The following is a 15,907-nucleotide window of genomic DNA, read 5'->3' as shown; positions in this document are numbered from 1 at the left end:
GTCCTGGCGACACCCGCGAGCCTGCGGCAGCCCGCGCAGAATTGTCTTCGACACTCGTAGGCGCTCTTGTGCCCCAGGCCCTCAACCGCCGCCCCCCAGCGTTTTGACGACCTCCGAGACCCGCGTGTAGACCCCTGGGCTTCCGGCCCACCCACAGCCGGTCCCCCACGACACCAGGCCGACCAGCCGCCCCTTGGCGATCAGCGGTCCCCCACTGTCCCCCTGGCAGGCATCGTGGCCCCCCTTGGGATCTCCAGCGCACAGCATGGAGGCGGGCGTGTACTTCCCCTCGGCATCGCCGGGATACGCCTGCTGACAGACCGCGTCCCGCAGGACCTGGATATGCGCCGCCCGCAGACTGTGCGCATAGTTGCCGCCCCCGCTGATATCACCCCAGCCATACACCGTCGCGGCCGTGCCGGGCGTGTACGCCGGATCACCGGCCACAGCCATACCGATGACCGATCTCGCGGGCAGTGGGGAGGCGAGGGTGAGCACGGCGAAGTCCCCGGCGTTCGTAGAACTGTTGTACCGGGGATTGACCCAGGTGGTGGAGACCGGAATCTCCTTGCCCTGACTGGACAGCAGATCGGTACGGTCCACGATGACCTTCAGGTCCCGTACCTCCTCTGGCGGCACCCCCAGGGCGGCCGTGCTCATGCAGTGGGCCGCGGTCAGGACCGTGGAACGATCCACCGCCACTCCCCCGCAGAACTGCCCCGCCCGCGTACCTCCGAACCGGTCACGACTGGCGAGGGCGACCGTCCAAGGGCTCTGCGAGATATCGACCGGGAAACCTCCGATGACAACACTGTCTGCCGCCGCGAACGCGGGAGGCGAGAGCGGTACCAGGGCCGCCGCAGCTGCGAAGGCCAGTACTCGGGCGAAGGGGCGACGCATACCCGTTCCTCACTGTGAGGTGATTATGGAACACCCACAGTGATCCAGATCGCGATGTCCCGCACATGCAGAGGGGCCCGGCTCCACACAGGAAGCCGGGCCCTCCGCCACGCGTGGAGGCCTAGTCGAGGTAGTCGCGCAGTACCTGGGAACGCGACGGGTGACGCAGCTTCGACATCGTTTTGGACTCGATCTGGCGGATGCGCTCACGGGTGACGCCGTACACCTTGCCGATCTCGTCGAGGGTCTTCGGCTGACCGTCGGTGAGACCGAAACGCATGGAGACGACGCCCGCCTCGCGCTCGGACAGGGTGTCGAGGACGGAGTGCAGCTGCTCCTGGAGGAGCGTGAAGCTGACCGCGTCGGCCGGGACGACGGCCTCGGAGTCCTCGATGAGGTCACCGAACTCGCTGTCGCCGTCCTCGCCCAGCGGGGTGTGCAGCGAGATCGGCTCGCGGCCGTACTTCTGGACCTCGATGACCTTCTCCGGGGTCATGTCGAGCTCCTTGGCCAGCTCCTCCGGGGTGGGCTCGCGGCCCAGGTCCTGGAGCATCTGGCGCTGCACACGCGCGAGCTTGTTGATGACCTCGACCATGTGCACCGGGATACGGATGGTGCGGGCCTGGTCGGCCATCGCGCGGGTGATCGCCTGACGGATCCACCAGGTGGCGTACGTGGAGAACTTGTAGCCCTTGGTGTAGTCGAACTTTTCGACCGCGCGGATCAGACCGAGGTTGCCCTCCTGGATGAGGTCCAGGAAGAGCATGCCGCGACCCGTGTAGCGCTTGGCCAGGGAGACCACCAGACGGAGGTTGGCCTCCAGCAGGTGGTTCTTGGCGCGGCGCCCGTCCTCGGCGATGATCTCCAGCTCGCGCTTGAGCTTGGGAGCGAGCTTGTCGGCGTTGGCCAGCTTGTCCTCGGCGAAGAGGCCGGCCTCGATGCGCTTGGCAAGCTCGACCTCCTGCTCGGCGTTGAGCAGGGGGACCTTGCCGATCTGCTTGAGGTAGTCCTTGACGGGGTCGGCGGTGGCGCCGGCCGCGGCGACCTGCTGCGCGGGCGCGTCGTCCTCGTCCTCGTCGGAAAGTACGAAGCCGGCGCTCTCGGCGCCCTCGGGCTCCTCGCCACCCTTGCCGGGGGTCTCCTCGAGGACTTCCTCGTCGAGCAGTTCGACGTCGTCCTTCTTGGCGGTGGTCTTCTTGGCCGCCGTCTTCTTGGCAACGGTCTTCTTCGCGGCCGTCTTCTTGGCGGTCGTCTTCTTGGCGGCAACCTTCTTGGCGGGCGCGTCCTCAGCCGAGTCGTCGGCGGCCGGAGCGGCGGCGGTGGCCTTCTTGGTGGTCACGGCCTTCGCCGCGACGCTCCTGGTGGCCGTGCGCTTGGCCGGACTCTTCGCTGCGACGCTCTTTCGGGTGCGCTTGGGCTCTGCGGCACTGACCATCAGCGTCACACCCTCTTCCTCGAGGATCTGGTTGAGGCTGCGCAGTACGTTCTTCCACTGAGTGGCCGGAATCTGGTCAGCTTCGAAGGCCCGACGCACATCGTCGCCTGCGATCTGCCCCTCAGCCTTTCCCCGCTCAATGAGGGCCATGACAGAGACGGACTCGGCGATCTCCGGCGGGAGCGTACGGGATGTGCTGGCCGACACGAACAACCTCTCGGAACGTTGGAAAGCGGCTTCCGGCCCCGTCCACATCGGACAGGGGCCGACCGCCGGCTTGGGGATGGGCCGACGGCACGGGCGGGGCCGGGAGGATGCACAGCGCCGTGAACGGCGTCCGTATTCCCTCCGCGACTGTCACCTCTTAGGTCATCGCACAGATCCAGGGAGCGTTACGCCGAATCTGCGTGGCCCGAGTCACACCCCGTAACCGCTCAAAAACGTCCAGGTACGGGCAAAAATGACCACTCGGCGTCATGGCCGCTGGACGGCCAGCGGAAGCTCCACGGCCTCGCACCGTGGAGGTGGAACCCGCAACCGACACAGGGAATCCACCACCGATCCGCGACACCCGGGTCCGGCACCGGACCGCCCGCAACGGCGTCGCCCTCTTCGACCGGCAGTGCCGCCGGTCTCCGTCGGACGCCGCCGGGTTCCAGGAGGATCCGGCGGAATCCGACAGCAGGTGAACGGCGCCCGGGCGGCCACCGGCGCACAGGCCGGTTGCTGCCACACGAGGGCGCCCGCTCCCGGTCGCACCGCCCGCCGTAGGCGGTCAGTGTTCGCGCGGCGCCGGGACCACGCGCTCCACCTCGGGATGGACGGTGAGCAGTTGACGCATGGCTCCCTCGGCTGCCGCGCCGTCGCCCGAGGCGAGTGCGTCGACGATGCGGGCGTGCTGGGCCAGGGTGGTGTCGTTCGGACGCTCGCAACCGGTGACCGGACCACCGGAGACCTGCAGGGCGGCCGAGACGATGCCGGAGAGGTGCTCCAGCATGCGATTTCCGGCGACCTGGATGAGCAGCGAGTGGAACTCCGCGTCGGCGCGCGAGAAGGTCAGGGAGTCGCCCTGCCCCATGGCGTGGCCCATGATCTCGACCATGTCGCCGAGCCGCTGCTGCACCTCCTCGCGCCCGTGCCCGGCGGCCAGGCGGGCGGCGAGCGGCTCGATGGTCCAGCGCAGCTCACTGAGCTCGCGGCGCTGGTCGTCACGCTGCGGCCCGAAGGCCCGCCACTCGATGATGTCCGGATCGAGGAGATTCCAGTCACTCACGGGACGCACGCGCGTGCCGACATTCGGGCGGGCGCTGACCAGGCCCTTGGCCTCCAGGACGCGCAACGACTCACGGACGACGGTGCGGGACACCTCGAAGCGCTGGCCGATCTCCTCGGGCACCAGCGGGCGGTCCGCGCCCAGGTCTCCGGAGACGATCATCTGACCCAGCTGCTGGACGAGTTGGCCGTGCAGCCCGCGTCCGCGGCTTCCCGCGGCACGCCGGCCGACGCGGCCGAGTTCCGGTCCCGCGCCCTCCCAGGAAGGTGCGCCGACGCGGTCGGCGGGGGGCGCCTCGGCGTAGGGGTATCGGTCGAGTTCGCCCGATCCGGCCAGGTCGGAGTCTGTGGAGCGGGCGGCGGTCATCATGGTGTGCGCAAGGGTACTCACGGATCCTTTGTCGGCGCCGCCTCCAACTCCCTTGAGGTCTTTGGTGAAAAGCACACGAAAGGGTGATCGCTCACTGCGCCGCAATTGACGCCTTATCGGAAAGAAGTGAGCGCGCTTCGGGGGAGTTGTGCACATGAGGGGACCGGATGCGTACGGATGGTCGTCATCGGGCCCTGCTGCGCAGGGTTGCGAGCAGATACGCGCACAGCAGCGCGGTCACGGACAATGCCAGTGCGCTGCCCACAGGTTGGGCGATCACGCGCGCCAGGAAAGCCAGACAACGCTCCCCTGCGAAGGGCCACCGCAGCGGTGCGGGCCCGTGCATCCGCGCGCTGAAGTCCGCCGCGGCCCGAAGGGATTGCCCCCATGCCTTCTGTACAAGCGGAACGACCAGGACGGGCACCGCGAGCACCGCGGCGAGCCCGGCGGACGTGGACCGGAAGATACCGGCGGCCAGAACACCGGCCCAGGCGCACCCCACGAGCAGCCCGAACCAACTCGCGGCGAAAAAAGGCCAGTCGGCGGGAACCTCGGCGAGTTCGCGTCCGCGGAGGAGGTAGAGCAGCCCGAGATCACCGCCGGCCGCGAGCAGCGCCAGCGTCACCGCGGCGAACCCGGCGACGAGGAGTTTCGCGGCAAGCAGCCCCAGGCTGCGGGGGACGTCGCCCCGGGGCCCCGCCAGAACGGGGTGGCGGAACTCGTCACCGAAGGTGTGGGCGCCGAGCAGTCCTGCACCGAGCGCCGCGGGCGGCAGCGGGAGCTCGCGCGGCCAGGCCGCCAGCAGACGGTGCTGCGGTGTGTGCCCGATGCGGGCGAGAAGCAGGCAGGCGAGGGCGGAGATGACAAGTACGGCGGCCGCGGTGCGGTATCCCGTCCCGGTTCCGGTGGCGCGGCGCACCTCGTAGCGCAGCGGGCGCAGCGGACCGGGGGCAGGTCGGACGCCGATGGGCGGTGGCAGCGAGGACGGGCCGCCCGGTTCCAGGGCCTCGCCGGGGCGCGGCGGGGCCGCCGCGGCACCCGCACGCGGCCCCATATCGCCGATTTCGTCGGTCAGTTGATGCACGAGGACGCCGTTTCGAAACGCGGTCTCGCCGACATCGGCGCACGTACTGCCGTACACCGACAGCCGGTTGCCTGCCTCGTGGACGACCTCCACCGAACGCTGGGCCGCACTGCCCTCGTTGGCGAGCAGAGTGCCGAGGCGGACGGCGTGCGGGCTGCGGACGGTGACGCGCGGCCGCAGCCGGGTGCGGGCGAAGTCGGCGGTCTCCTGATCGGCGACGATCCGGCCGTTGTCGAGCGTGAGGACACGGTCGGCGGTGCGTGCGGCCTCCTTGGGGTCTCTCGTGGCGAACAGCACGGTGCCGCCCTGGGCGGCGTGCGCGCGCAGCATGCCATGCAACCAGCGACCCTCACGGGCGGAGAGACCGTGGGCCGGGTCGTCGAGGACGAGCGTGTGCGGATCGGCGAGCAGGGCGCCGGCGAGCCCGAGGCGGCGGTCCGTGTCGCGCGAGAGGGTGCCCAGTCGCTCGTCGCGCAGACTGCCGAGCCCGACCGCTTCGAGGACTTCGTCAGCCCGGCGGACGGACACGCCCACAGCTGCGGACAGCATGCGCAGATGTTCGCGGACCGTGTGAGCGGGATGACCGGGGACGTCTCCGAGGAGGGCGCCCACCTCTTGCGCGGGGCGGGCGATGCGGTGCAGCGGACGCCCTCGGAAGCAGGTGAGGCCCCGGCCCTGTTGGAGTTCGAGCATGAGCCTGAGCACCGTCGTCTTACCCGCGCCACAAGCCCCGAGGAGCGCGGTGACGCGGCTTGCGTGCGCCTCGAAGGACACGTCGTCGACGGCGGGCGGAAGGTCCTTACGGGAGATGCTGGTCAGTCCGATCGCCTGGATCACCCGAAGTAAGATAGCGCGATATATCCACTTTTTCGGTCACCCTGAGGGTGGCCGGGCGCCGACATACTCCCCGTTCGGACGTCTGTTCGGGTCGGCCCCCCGTCCGGTCCGCGTCCGTTCGATGGTCAGACCTCGGGGCGCAGCATCGGCGGGTTGAGCAGCGTGGCGCCGCCCGCGCGGAAGAGCTGCGCGGGGCGGCCGCCCTGCCGGGTCGTCGTACCGCCCGTGGGAACAAGGAAGCCGGGGGTGCCGGTCACCTTGCGGTGGAAGTTGCGCGGGTCGAGCGCGACGCCCCATACGGCCTCGTAGACCCGGCGCAGCTCGCCGACAGTGAACTCGGGTGGGCAGAAGGCCGTGGCCAGCGACGAGTACTCGATCTTGGAGCGAGCGCGCTCGACACCGTCCGCCAGGATCTGTGCGTGATCGAAGGCGAGCGGCGCCGCCTGCTCCCCGTCCCTGCCGTACCCTCCCTGCTGGAGCAGCTCCTCCACGGGTGCCCAGCGCGCACTGTCGGCGTCACTGCCGGGCCGGGGCGCGGGCAGGTCGGGGGCGAGCGCCAGATGGGCGACGCTGACCACCCTCATCCGCGGGTCGCGCTGCGGGTCTCCGTAGGTGGCCAGCTGCTCCAGATGGGCGCCGTTGTCCTGCGCCGGTGCGGACGGGTCGTGGGCGCTCAGCCCCGTCTCCTCTGCAAGCTCGCGCGCCGCGGCCTGCGCCAGGTCCTCGTCGGCCCGTACGAAGCCGCCGGGAAGCGCCCACCGCCCCTGGAAGGGAGGCTCGCCCCTTCGCACCGCCAGCGCGCACAGGGCATGGCGGCGCACGGTCAGCACGACCAGGTCCACGGTGACAGCGAAGGACGGAAAGGCTGACGGGTCGTAGGGCATGCCGCGATCATAGTCGTCTGCCTGACGATAAACACTCCCTTCGCCAACTGCTTCGACCGCTGATCCACTTCTGTCCGATACGGGTCTCATCACCGGCCGCCGTCCACAGTCCTCCATCCCTTCACCCGGGATCACACCCCCAGCTGCAGTCCGTCGGCCGCCTCCTCCACCATGGCAAGGCCGATCCGGCCGACGCGCACGGAGAAGGGAGCTCCGGCGAGCCTCAGTCCCGTCAGGACAATCTCGCCGAGCGGGGCGGTGCGCATCGGACGCAGGGTCACCGTTTTCGCCGGGGCGTCCGGGCGGATGCCGGCGAGCGCGGTGAGAAGCAGCACGCCGGCGGCGGCCGCCGTGGCGGCGGGGCGGCAGGCCGCCGGATGCGCCACCGGGTCACTGCCCTTCGTGCGCGGCTCGCCCGCGAACATCTCGGGCAGCCGGTAATCGAACGCCTCCGCCGCCGCCAGCATCCCCTGCAGCAGTCCGCTCGCCTCCCTCTCGTGACCCGCGGCGGCCAGTCCCGCGACGGCGACCGCCGTCTCCTGGATCCGCACGGCCCCACTGCGGTGTCCGAACGGGTTGTACGCCGCCTCGGTGGCGCTCAGCCCCCGCAGTCCCCAGCCCGAGTCCGCGGCCGTTCCCCCGAGCAGCCTGGCGAGTTGCTCGGTCCGCGCCTTGTCGAGCAGGCCGGGCGCCAGGGTGCCGGAACCGAGCAGGCCCGTGTCGAGAAGGTGGGCGGCACCCGCGCCGAGGTGCGGCACGAGACGTCCGTCCCGGGTACGGGCGGCCGCCGGTCTGCCGCCCGAGGGGTCCTCGATCCAGAAGTCCTCGCCGAACGCGTCGCGCAATGCCTGCGCCCACTGGCGCAGCTCCGATGCGCCCGGGCGCCCGTAGGCGTCGAGCAGGTCGGCGCCGAGGAGGGCGGCCCGGTGGGCGTACGCCTGGATCTCGCAGCGCTGCGGCCCGCCCGGCTGCGGGTCGCAAAGGTAGACGCCATCACCGACGGTGATGCGCAGCCACCGCAGGCAGTGCTCGGCCGCGGGCAGCAGTTCCTCCGCCTTCCGTTCCGGCAGTCCCCACCGTCGGGCCTCCGCGAGGAGCACCGGGAACAACAGGGTGGCCTCGGTGCCCGTGCAACCCGGCGGGAGGTGTGCGCCGGCGTCCCGCCGAGGCCCCGGGATCATGCCCGATTCCCGTCCTGGACCGCCGAGTTGGGTGCGGGCCAGGATCCGCAACGTGCCGACGGCCAGCCGGGTGCCGAGCGGCAGCGTTATCCGTGCCGCCGCCAGGGCCTCGGCGGGCGCCGGTCCGCAGCGCCACGGTGCCCCTGCCGCGAGATGGGTGTCGGTGGGGTTGACGGGGTCGCGCAGCAGCAGGGCGTGGAGGTCCTCGACGCAGGTGCGCAGCAACGGCTGGACCCTGGGATCGTCTCCGGTGGCCACGGCCGGTGCGAACGGACTTCTGACGCGACGGCCCACCGTTCTGACGCGACCGGTCCCTTTCTGCCGCACCCGCAGTTCCAGGCTCCGCCTCCCCCCGGGTGGCAGCTCCAACTGCCAGCGCAGGAGTCCGGCTGAGGCGAGGGCGTCGGCGGGCGGCGGGTGGGCCGTGACCGTACAGTCGCCCGTCCGGCAGGACCAGCGCAGCCCGGAGTCGTGGACGCTGGCGGCGAGTTCGGGCCCCGTACTGCCCGAGGCGATCGCACCCAGCTCCGCGAGGTCCGTGCCGAGGGCCACCTCCACGGGCAGGCGCAGGGGGCGCGGGGCCGCGCTGTGCAGGATGATCAGCTCCGTCCCGTCCGCGCGTCGGATGCGTTCCACGACGACGTCCGGATCCGGGCCGGCATCGGGGGACGCGTGTACCGTCCCCACGAAGCGGGCGCGGTCGGCGGCGATCATCCGGGCCTGTACGGCGAGCGGCTCCCGGCCCGCCACCCGCAGCCGGCAGCGGGAGAGCATGCGCCGGCCCGCGTGGTAGAACCCCTCCAGACCTCGCCCCGTCAACTGCCCCTGGTCCGTGGAGATCGCCAGTCCGGGCAGGGCGACGCAGATCAGCGCGGCGTGGGTAGGTGGCAGGTCGACGAAGCGGCGCCGTGGGAGGAGATGGCGCCAGGTCGGGCCGGAGAGTTGCGGACGGTCGGCGGGCAGCGCGGGCGCCGGTGATCGGCCCGGGTCCCCGGCCGCAACCGGTGGGGTACCCGTCGGCGAAGTGGGCGCCGACGGGCCGTGGCGGGGAGGTCGGTCGCCGTCATGGGCGAAGGGCAGTGTGGACAGGGGCATGAGGCGGCTTCCTCTGCGCTCGGTGCGCCTGGGGCGCGCCCGGCGCCGGGTGAGGGGCTCCAACGGGTCGTAAGCGATGTAGCGGCGCGACCCGGGCACGGGTTCCGCCACCCAGGTGAACGGAACGGGCACGCCCGGGGTCACGCTCCTGGCCGGGGAAGCCGACCGAACGGCGGTGCGTCGGAAAATCAGGTCACGCGCAGGTTCCTTCCTCCCCCGCAGACCGGCCGGAATCGCGGCGGGTCCCGAGCCGGCCAGGCACGTCGTCGGATGTCAGCCGCCCCCTCTCGCCGGTGGTCGCGGCGTCGGAGGGGCGCCGATGGCGGGCGTCGGCCGTTCTGGGCGAGCGGCGGCTCGGCCGGCTGCCGCCGACCGGTGGACGTGCCTTGCGATGCCGTCGGGGAAGAGCAACCGCGCGCCACGACCGCACCGCGGCGCCGGCCTGTCCCGGGCTGGAGGGCGGGGCGGCGGGGGCGATCGCGGCAGGGTTGGCATCAGACAGCGGCCCAACGCTCTCGGCGACTGCCGCGCGGCCGTCCGGCATGGGCTCGCGGCCGGTGGCCACCGCCGGCGGTTCAGCGGGCATGGGCTCGTCCCCGGTGGCAGTCGGCGCGTCGGCACCCTCGGCCGACGGGCCATGTGCGTCCTCTTCGGGGCGCTCCTGGCCCGCGCGATCCGCTCTCTCCGCCCGCAGGCACCGGCGGACGGACTCCGGGTCCAGGCCCTCATTGCAGGCCTGGTGCAGGAGGCGGGCGAAGAGGTAGCCGGGATCCGCGCCCAGGGCCATGGCGAGGGCTTCGCGGGCCTCGAGTTCGTCGCCGATCGACCAGGCGACCCATCCGGCGAGCGTCAGAGGCGCCGCGGCATGCTCTCCGTACGATCCGACGCAGCGGCGGGCCAGGGCACGCCACAGCCTCAGGGCCACCGGCGCCTCCGCGCCCTCCATCCACGCCGCGGCGCGGTCGCGTGTCGTGCGGTCCTGCAGCCCGAGGATCAGGGCCGCCGCCTCGTCATGACCGAGCAGTTCGTCGTCGCGAAGGTCCGCCGGCAGCGTGCCGGGCACGGGAGGCGCCGCGGCGAGGCGCACCATGACCCGCTCGGCCAGCCCGAGTGTTTCCGCGGCGACGTCCTCCCGGGTGTCGCCGTCCAGGATCCTCGGTACGAGTGCCAGGCTCGCGGCGTCCAGCGCCACCTCCTGGTTGAGCGCGGCCGATGTCTCCCAGGGACTGAGTCTCACCCTGAACTCCTTGAGGGTGCCGCGCACTTGAAGCCCTGCATAGGTCGCGGCGGCGGCCAGGACGGAGGTGCCGGGCAGGCCCATCCGCCGCCCCGCGGCCGGGCAGCAGCCGGGGCCCGGGCAGCAGTACGACCAGTAGCGGCCGTCGGAGATGCACAGCGCCTCCACGACGGGAATGTCGAGGCTGCCGCAGGTTGTGCGCAGCGCCTGAGCGAGCGGCCTGAGGCGTTCCATGACGTCACGCCCCGTCTCCCCGCGCGCGGGTTCCTGGACGAGGTAGGCGACCATGCTCTGCGGGTGGGCGCCTCTGCGTTCGCTGCCGGTCACCAACCCGTGCACCAACTGCCGCGCCGCGGACGACCAGTCGTCGGCGTGGGCCGGAATGCCGAGCCGTGCTCGCCCGCCGAAGCTCCCTCGTCTCTCCCGGTCGTGCAGCGCGACCAGCACGATGCTGTCCTCGGGGCGGTACCCGAGCAGGTACGGCAGAGCGTCGGCCAGCTCGGCAGGGGTGCGCAGCGTGACCTGGGGCTCGCTGCCGGGGTCCGCCGAGGAGCCGTGTCCCGTGTACGCGGTGGGCTCGCCGCCATGGTGTGCGGATGCGCCCGTCTCACCAATGCCGGAGAAGCCGTCCGCTTCGTCGTGATTCGTCATGCCGTGACCATCTCGCGGATCACGGAATTCCGCTTGCGCCTGTGGACAACTACAGCCATGGACACGCCACGAGTTGTCCACAGGTGAGCGGGCTCGTTCGCGCGATGTCCGGCCGATCAGGTTGCATGGATGTCATGACCGACGAACACCCGCACCCCACGACGGACGAAGCGACCCCCACACCCCCGGACGGCCTGCGCGCCGCGGCCGACGCCGTGCTCGCCAGGCTCGTCGGTGCGCCCGCAGGCGAGGTCCGGCTGCGTGAGGATCAGTGGCGTGCCATCGAGGCCCTGGTGGCGGACAGACGCAGGGCACTGGTCGTGCAGCGCACCGGCTGGGGCAAGTCCGCGGTGTACTTCGTCGCAACCGCGCTGCTGCGCGAGCGGGGCTCGGGCCCCACGGTCATCGTCTCGCCGCTCCTCGCCCTCATGCGCAACCAGGTCGAGGCCGCGGCCCGGGCCGGCATCCACGCGCGCACCATCAACTCCTCCAATACGCAGGAGTGGGACACCGTCCAGGCGGAAGTGGCAGCGGGCGACGTGGACGTCCTGCTCGTGAGCCCGGAGCGGCTCAACAATCCCGACTTCCGGGACCGGGTGCTCCCCGAGCTGGCGGCCGCGACCGGCCTGCTCGTGGTCGACGAGGCACACTGCATCTCCGACTGGGGCCACGACTTCCGCCCCGACTACCGCCGACTGCGCACGATGCTCGCCGACCTCCCGCCCGGCGTGCCGGTCCTGGCGACCACAGCGACGGCCAACGCGCGCGTGACGGCCGACGTGGCGGAACAACTCGGCACCGGCGCCGGTACGGACGCTCTGGTCCTGCGCGGGCCACTGGACCGGGAGAGCCTGAGCCTCGGCGTGCTCCGGCTTCCGGACGCCGCCCATCGCATGGCCTGGCTCGCCGATCACCTCGGCGAGCTGCCGGGGTCCGGGATCGTGTACACGCTGACGGTGGCGGCAGCCGAAGAGGTCGCCGCGTTCCTGCGCCAGTGCGGGCACACCGTGGCCTCGTACACGGGGAAGACGGAGAACGCCGAGCGGCAGCAGGCCGAGGAGGACCTGCTGGCCAACCGGGTCAAGGCGCTGGTCGCCACGTCGGCCCTCGGGATGGGCTTCGACAAGCCGGATCTCGGTTTCGTGGTGCACCTCGGCTCACCCTCCTCACCGATCGCGTACTACCAGCAGGTGGGGCGCGCAGGGCGCGGTGTGGAGCACGCCGAGGTGCTGCTGCTGCCGGGCCGGGAGGACCAGGCGATCTGGGAGTACTTCACCTCCATCGCGTTTCCGCCGGAGGAGCAGGTGCGGCGCACGCTGGACGTCCTGGCACGGGCGGGCCGTCCCCTGTCCCTGCCCGCCCTCGAGCCTCAGGTCGAGCTGCGCCGGTCCCGGCTGGAGACAATGCTCAAGGTCCTCGACGTGGACGGTGCGGTGCGTCGGGTGCAGGGCGGCTGGATCGCGACGGGCGTCCCGTGGACGTACGACACCGAGCGCTATGCCTGGGTGGCCAAGCAGCGGGAGGCCGAGCAGCAGTCGATGCGCGACTACGTGACGACGTCGGGCTGCCGGATGGAGTTCCTGCGGCGGCAGCTGGACGACGAGCAGGCCGGTCCCTGCGGACGCTGCGACACCTGCGCCGGGCCGCGGTTCACCGACTCCGTCTCCCCTGCGGCATTGGACGCGGCGCGCGGTGAACTCGGCCGGGCGGGGGTCGAGGTCGAGCCGCGCAAGATGTGGCCGACGGGCCTCCCGGCGATCGGCGTGAATCTGAAGGGACGCATCCCGGCCGGGGAACAGGCCGCGCCCGGACGGGCCCTGGGACGGCTCTCGGACATCGGCTGGGGCAACCGGCTGCGGCCGCTGCTGGCGCCCCAGGCCCCGGACGCACCGGTGCCGGACGACATCGCGAAGGCCATGGTCGGCGTGCTGGCCGACTGGGCGAAGGGGCCCGGCGGCTGGGCCTCGGGAGAGCCCGACGCACCACCGCGCCCGGTCGGCGTCGTCACCATGGCCTCCCGTACGCGTCCGCGGCTGATCCACAGCCTGGGTGCGCGCATCGCGGACGTGGGGCGACTGCCACTGCTGGGGTCCGTGGAGTACGCGGGTGACCTCCCACGAGTGCCGCGCAGCAACAGCGCGCAACGACTGCAGGCGCTCGACGGGGCGCTGACCGTGCCGCCCTCGCTGGCATCGGCCCTCCGGGAATCCAGCGGTCCCGTCCTGCTCGTGGACGACCTGATGGAGACGGGATGGACCATGGCGGTGGCAGCGAGACTGCTTCGACGGGCCGGGGCCGAGGGGGTGTTGCCGCTGGTCCTCGCCGTACAGTCGTGACCCGTCCCAGCACACTGGGCCGGCGTGGCACAGGGGATATGGCCACGCATCACCAGAAACCGGTCGGCGGCCTTCCTTGCTCGTTGCCGCATTCCAGTTCGACGGCAAGAATTGAGGTCCGTTCCCCGCACGGCTCGTCCGTGATCCGGCGGCTCCGCTGCGGTGTGCGCTCCCCCACGTCCGACCCCGCCCGCTGTGTGGGCGCGTAGCCGAAGGGAGGATCGTGACCTTCGGATTCGCTCCGTCCTCGGTGGCATCCCGGTCGGCCTCCACCGAACCGTCCGCCGCTTCCACTCCCCTGGCCCGGATGCTTGAGCCCGCGGAGTGGGCAGACGCCGGGATTCCGCTGTTGCGCAATCCCCGGGAGGTCGTCAGCGGACTGCACGCCCGTCACCGGCCACGGCCCTCCACCGCCGTCGTGGCCGTCCTGGATCCGGACGAACGGCTGCGGGCGAGCGCGTCGTTCACCCGGCGTCCCACCCCGGCAGACGGCTGGGTGCTCCGCAACGCGCTGCTCACACAGATGCGCCGGGTCATCCCGCACGATCTGCGGCGGCGTACGCCCGTGCACACGGCCGTGCTGCTCTACTGCCGTGAAGGCGACAGGCACTGGACGGAGGAGGACGGGGCGTGGATGTGGGGTCTGCGCGACGCATGCACGCTGCACGGGCTGCGGTGCGGTGCGTACATCACGCTGACGCGTGACGGTTGGCAGGTCCTCGGTGAGGGCCGCGGTGGGCGCCGCCCCCATGCGATGTCATCGCCGGAAGCGTTCGGCCTGACGGAAGCACCAACGCCGCTGCCGCAGGCCGGGGGCGCCGCCTCGGAGGTACTGCGCCGGGCCGCCGCCCGCTGAACACGGCGACCTCGCGGGGCCGCCCCGGCCTCCGTCGCGTACGGCCGCCGAAGGGCTCGCGCGCCGCAAGGCGACGCCAAGGCACCGCGGGGGGGGCGCGGGCACGCCGACGGTCGGTTCGCCCACGGTGCCCTACGCGCACGGCCCGTCAGCCCGGTATGCGCGGCGCCCAGCCGTCGACGCGCACACGCCCGGTCGGGCCGGCCGAGACACGGGCCCGAGCAACCGCCGTACAGGCGCCGCCGAAGCGGCACCCTCACCCACTCCGAGCCGCGACCCGAACCCGAGGCTCCAGGCCTGCGGCGCGGGGCCGGGACACGGCCGGTCCGGGACCGGACCGCTCAGACGCCCGCGCCCAGCACCGAGTTGATCTGCTTCGGATCACCGCAGACGATCAGCAGGGCACCGGCCAGGCCGAGTGCCTGCGGAAGCGTGGCAGCGACGGCTTCGACGCCGCCGTTGACGGCGACCACGACCACCGGACGGCCGACGGCACGCGACACGGCGGAGGCGTCGGCGTAGAAGACGTCGTCACCGGCATCGTGCTGAGCCCAGTAAGCGGCCTCGCCGAAGGACAACTCGTGCGCGGCCCACGGGTGCTGCTCACCGGTGGTGATCACCAGCACGTCGGCGGGGGCACGGCCGGACTCCAGCAGCAGGTCGACGGCTTCCTCGGCGGCGTCCAGCGCGCCCTCGACGGAGGCCGGGATCAGTTGGATCTGCGGGGTTGCAGTGGGAGCGGGCGGCTCCGGCTTCGCCGGCTCGCGCGAGCTGCGCTGAGCCGGCATCGGCCGGACGGGCCCCGGACGACCGGGACGCGCAGGGGCCGCGGGGCGGGGGCCGGGTACAGGACGGGGGGTCGGCGCGGTACGGCCGGCGGCCGGAGTGACGCGGGGACCCTGGGCACTCTCGTGAATGTGAGGCTCCTCGGGAATGAGAGGCATGAGCTGATTCTTATCAAACGCCGATGCGACACGCTCCGGCGGGTTGCACATGAGTGCGATCGGAACCGGTCAGAAGTCGAAGCCGAGCTGGCCTTCGATCTCCGGCGCGTTTCCGTCCGCCCAGCTGCGGACCTTCTTGAGGTGCCGCCACTGGGGCAGCGCATCAAGATACGCCCACGACAAGCGGTGGTACGGGGTGGGGCCCCGCTCTTCCAGTGCGGCCTTGTGCACGGGAGACGGATACCCGGCATTGGCCGCAAAACCGAAGTCTGCATGGTCGACGCTCAGTTCGGCCATCATTTTGTCGCGGTGAACCTTGGCGATCACCGAAGCCGCCGCGACCGCCACGCACGACCGGTCACCCTTGATCACCGTACGCACCTTCCAGGGCGCCCCCAGGTAGTCGTGCTTCCCGTCGAGGATGACCGCGTCGGGGCGGATGGGCAGCGCCTCCAAGGCGCGCTCCGCCGCGAGCCGGAGCGCGGCCGTCATCCCGAGGGCATCGATCTCCTCGGGAGAGGCATGACCGAGGGCGTACGCCGTCACCCACTTCTCCAGTTGCTCGGCGAGCGCGGTGCGCCGCTTGACGGTGAGCAGCTTGGAGTCGGTGAGGCCTTCGGGCGGTCGGCGCAGGCCCGTGACCGCCGCGCAGACGGTGACCGGGCCGGCCCACGCGCCGCGCCCCACCTCATCGACACCGGCGATGACCTTCGCTCCGGTCGTGGCGCGAAGGGAGCGCTCGACGGTGTGAGTAGGAGGTTCGTACGGCATGGCGCCCTTAGCGTACGACGCCGGGATCCCCGGGCGACACCCCGGCTTCCCCAA

11 protein-coding genes are annotated in these 15,907 nt (G+C 71.8%); 2 read left to right on the top strand and 9 right to left on the bottom strand.

Translation table 11 applies throughout. The features are described from left to right. Positions 1–81: 81 nt before the first annotated feature. The 7 genes from BIV24_RS23745 to BIV24_RS23715 form a co-directional block, all read right to left on the bottom strand. Positions 82–900, bottom strand: a complete 819-nt coding sequence (locus BIV24_RS23745; RefSeq protein WP_071368452.1) for a S1 family serine peptidase — start codon at positions 898–900, stop codon at positions 82–84. A 121-nt stretch (positions 901–1,021) separates the two neighbouring features. Further along, entirely contained in the window at positions 1,022–2,542 is a 1,521-nt protein-coding gene (locus tag BIV24_RS23740) for an RNA polymerase sigma factor (protein ID WP_071368477.1), read from the bottom strand. Positions 2,543–3,110: 568 nt separating this feature from the next. Next, positions 3,111–3,998: a FadR/GntR family transcriptional regulator gene (locus BIV24_RS23735; RefSeq protein WP_071368451.1), complete on the bottom strand. Its 888-nt coding sequence runs from the start codon at positions 3,996–3,998 to the stop codon at positions 3,111–3,113. Positions 3,999–4,161: 163 nt separating this feature from the next. Further along, on the bottom strand, positions 4,162–5,898 hold the full coding sequence (locus tag BIV24_RS23730) for an ABC transporter ATP-binding protein (protein WP_071368450.1): 1,737 nt from the start codon (positions 5,896–5,898) through the stop codon (positions 4,162–4,164). A 125-nt stretch (positions 5,899–6,023) separates the two neighbouring features. Next, positions 6,024–6,782: an NUDIX hydrolase gene (locus BIV24_RS23725; protein ID WP_071368449.1), complete on the bottom strand. Its 759-nt coding sequence runs from the start codon at positions 6,780–6,782 to the stop codon at positions 6,024–6,026. A 131-nt stretch (positions 6,783–6,913) separates the two neighbouring features. After that, positions 6,914–9,058: a glycogen debranching N-terminal domain-containing protein gene (locus BIV24_RS23720; protein WP_079168478.1), complete on the bottom strand. Its 2,145-nt coding sequence runs from the start codon at positions 9,056–9,058 to the stop codon at positions 6,914–6,916. A 193-nt stretch (positions 9,059–9,251) separates the two neighbouring features. After that, a complete protein-coding gene (locus BIV24_RS23715; protein ID WP_079168477.1) occupies positions 9,252–10,946 on the bottom strand; it encodes a DUF4192 domain-containing protein in 1,695 nt (564 codons plus the stop codon). A gap of 134 nt (positions 10,947–11,080) precedes the next feature. Between BIV24_RS23715 and BIV24_RS23710 the strand changes: the two genes are divergently transcribed. Together BIV24_RS23710 and BIV24_RS23705 are read left to right on the top strand one after the other, a co-directional pair. Next, positions 11,081–13,282, top strand: coding sequence for a RecQ family ATP-dependent DNA helicase (locus BIV24_RS23710; protein ID WP_071368448.1), 2,202 nt, complete (start codon positions 11,081–11,083; stop codon positions 13,280–13,282). Positions 13,283–13,505: 223 nt separating this feature from the next. Beyond that, on the top strand, positions 13,506–14,138 hold the full coding sequence (locus tag BIV24_RS23705; RefSeq protein WP_071368447.1) for a hypothetical protein: 633 nt from the start codon (positions 13,506–13,508) through the stop codon (positions 14,136–14,138). A gap of 341 nt (positions 14,139–14,479) precedes the next feature. On the opposite strand, the gene BIV24_RS23700 is transcribed toward BIV24_RS23705, so the two are convergent. Continuing rightward, on the bottom strand, positions 14,480–15,082 hold the full coding sequence (locus tag BIV24_RS23700) for a hypothetical protein (RefSeq protein ID WP_079168476.1): 603 nt from the start codon (positions 15,080–15,082) through the stop codon (positions 14,480–14,482). A gap of 69 nt (positions 15,083–15,151) precedes the next feature. Then, entirely contained in the window at positions 15,152–15,853 is a 702-nt protein-coding gene (locus BIV24_RS23695) for a ribonuclease HII (RefSeq protein ID WP_071368445.1), read from the bottom strand. Between the last annotated feature and the right edge of the window lie 54 nt (positions 15,854–15,907).

This window comes from Streptomyces colonosanans, from assembly GCF_001866645.1.
GTDB lineage: Bacteria > Actinomycetota > Actinomycetes > Streptomycetales > Streptomycetaceae > Streptomyces > Streptomyces colonosanans.
This window is presented reverse-complemented; position numbering and strand designations above follow the sequence as displayed.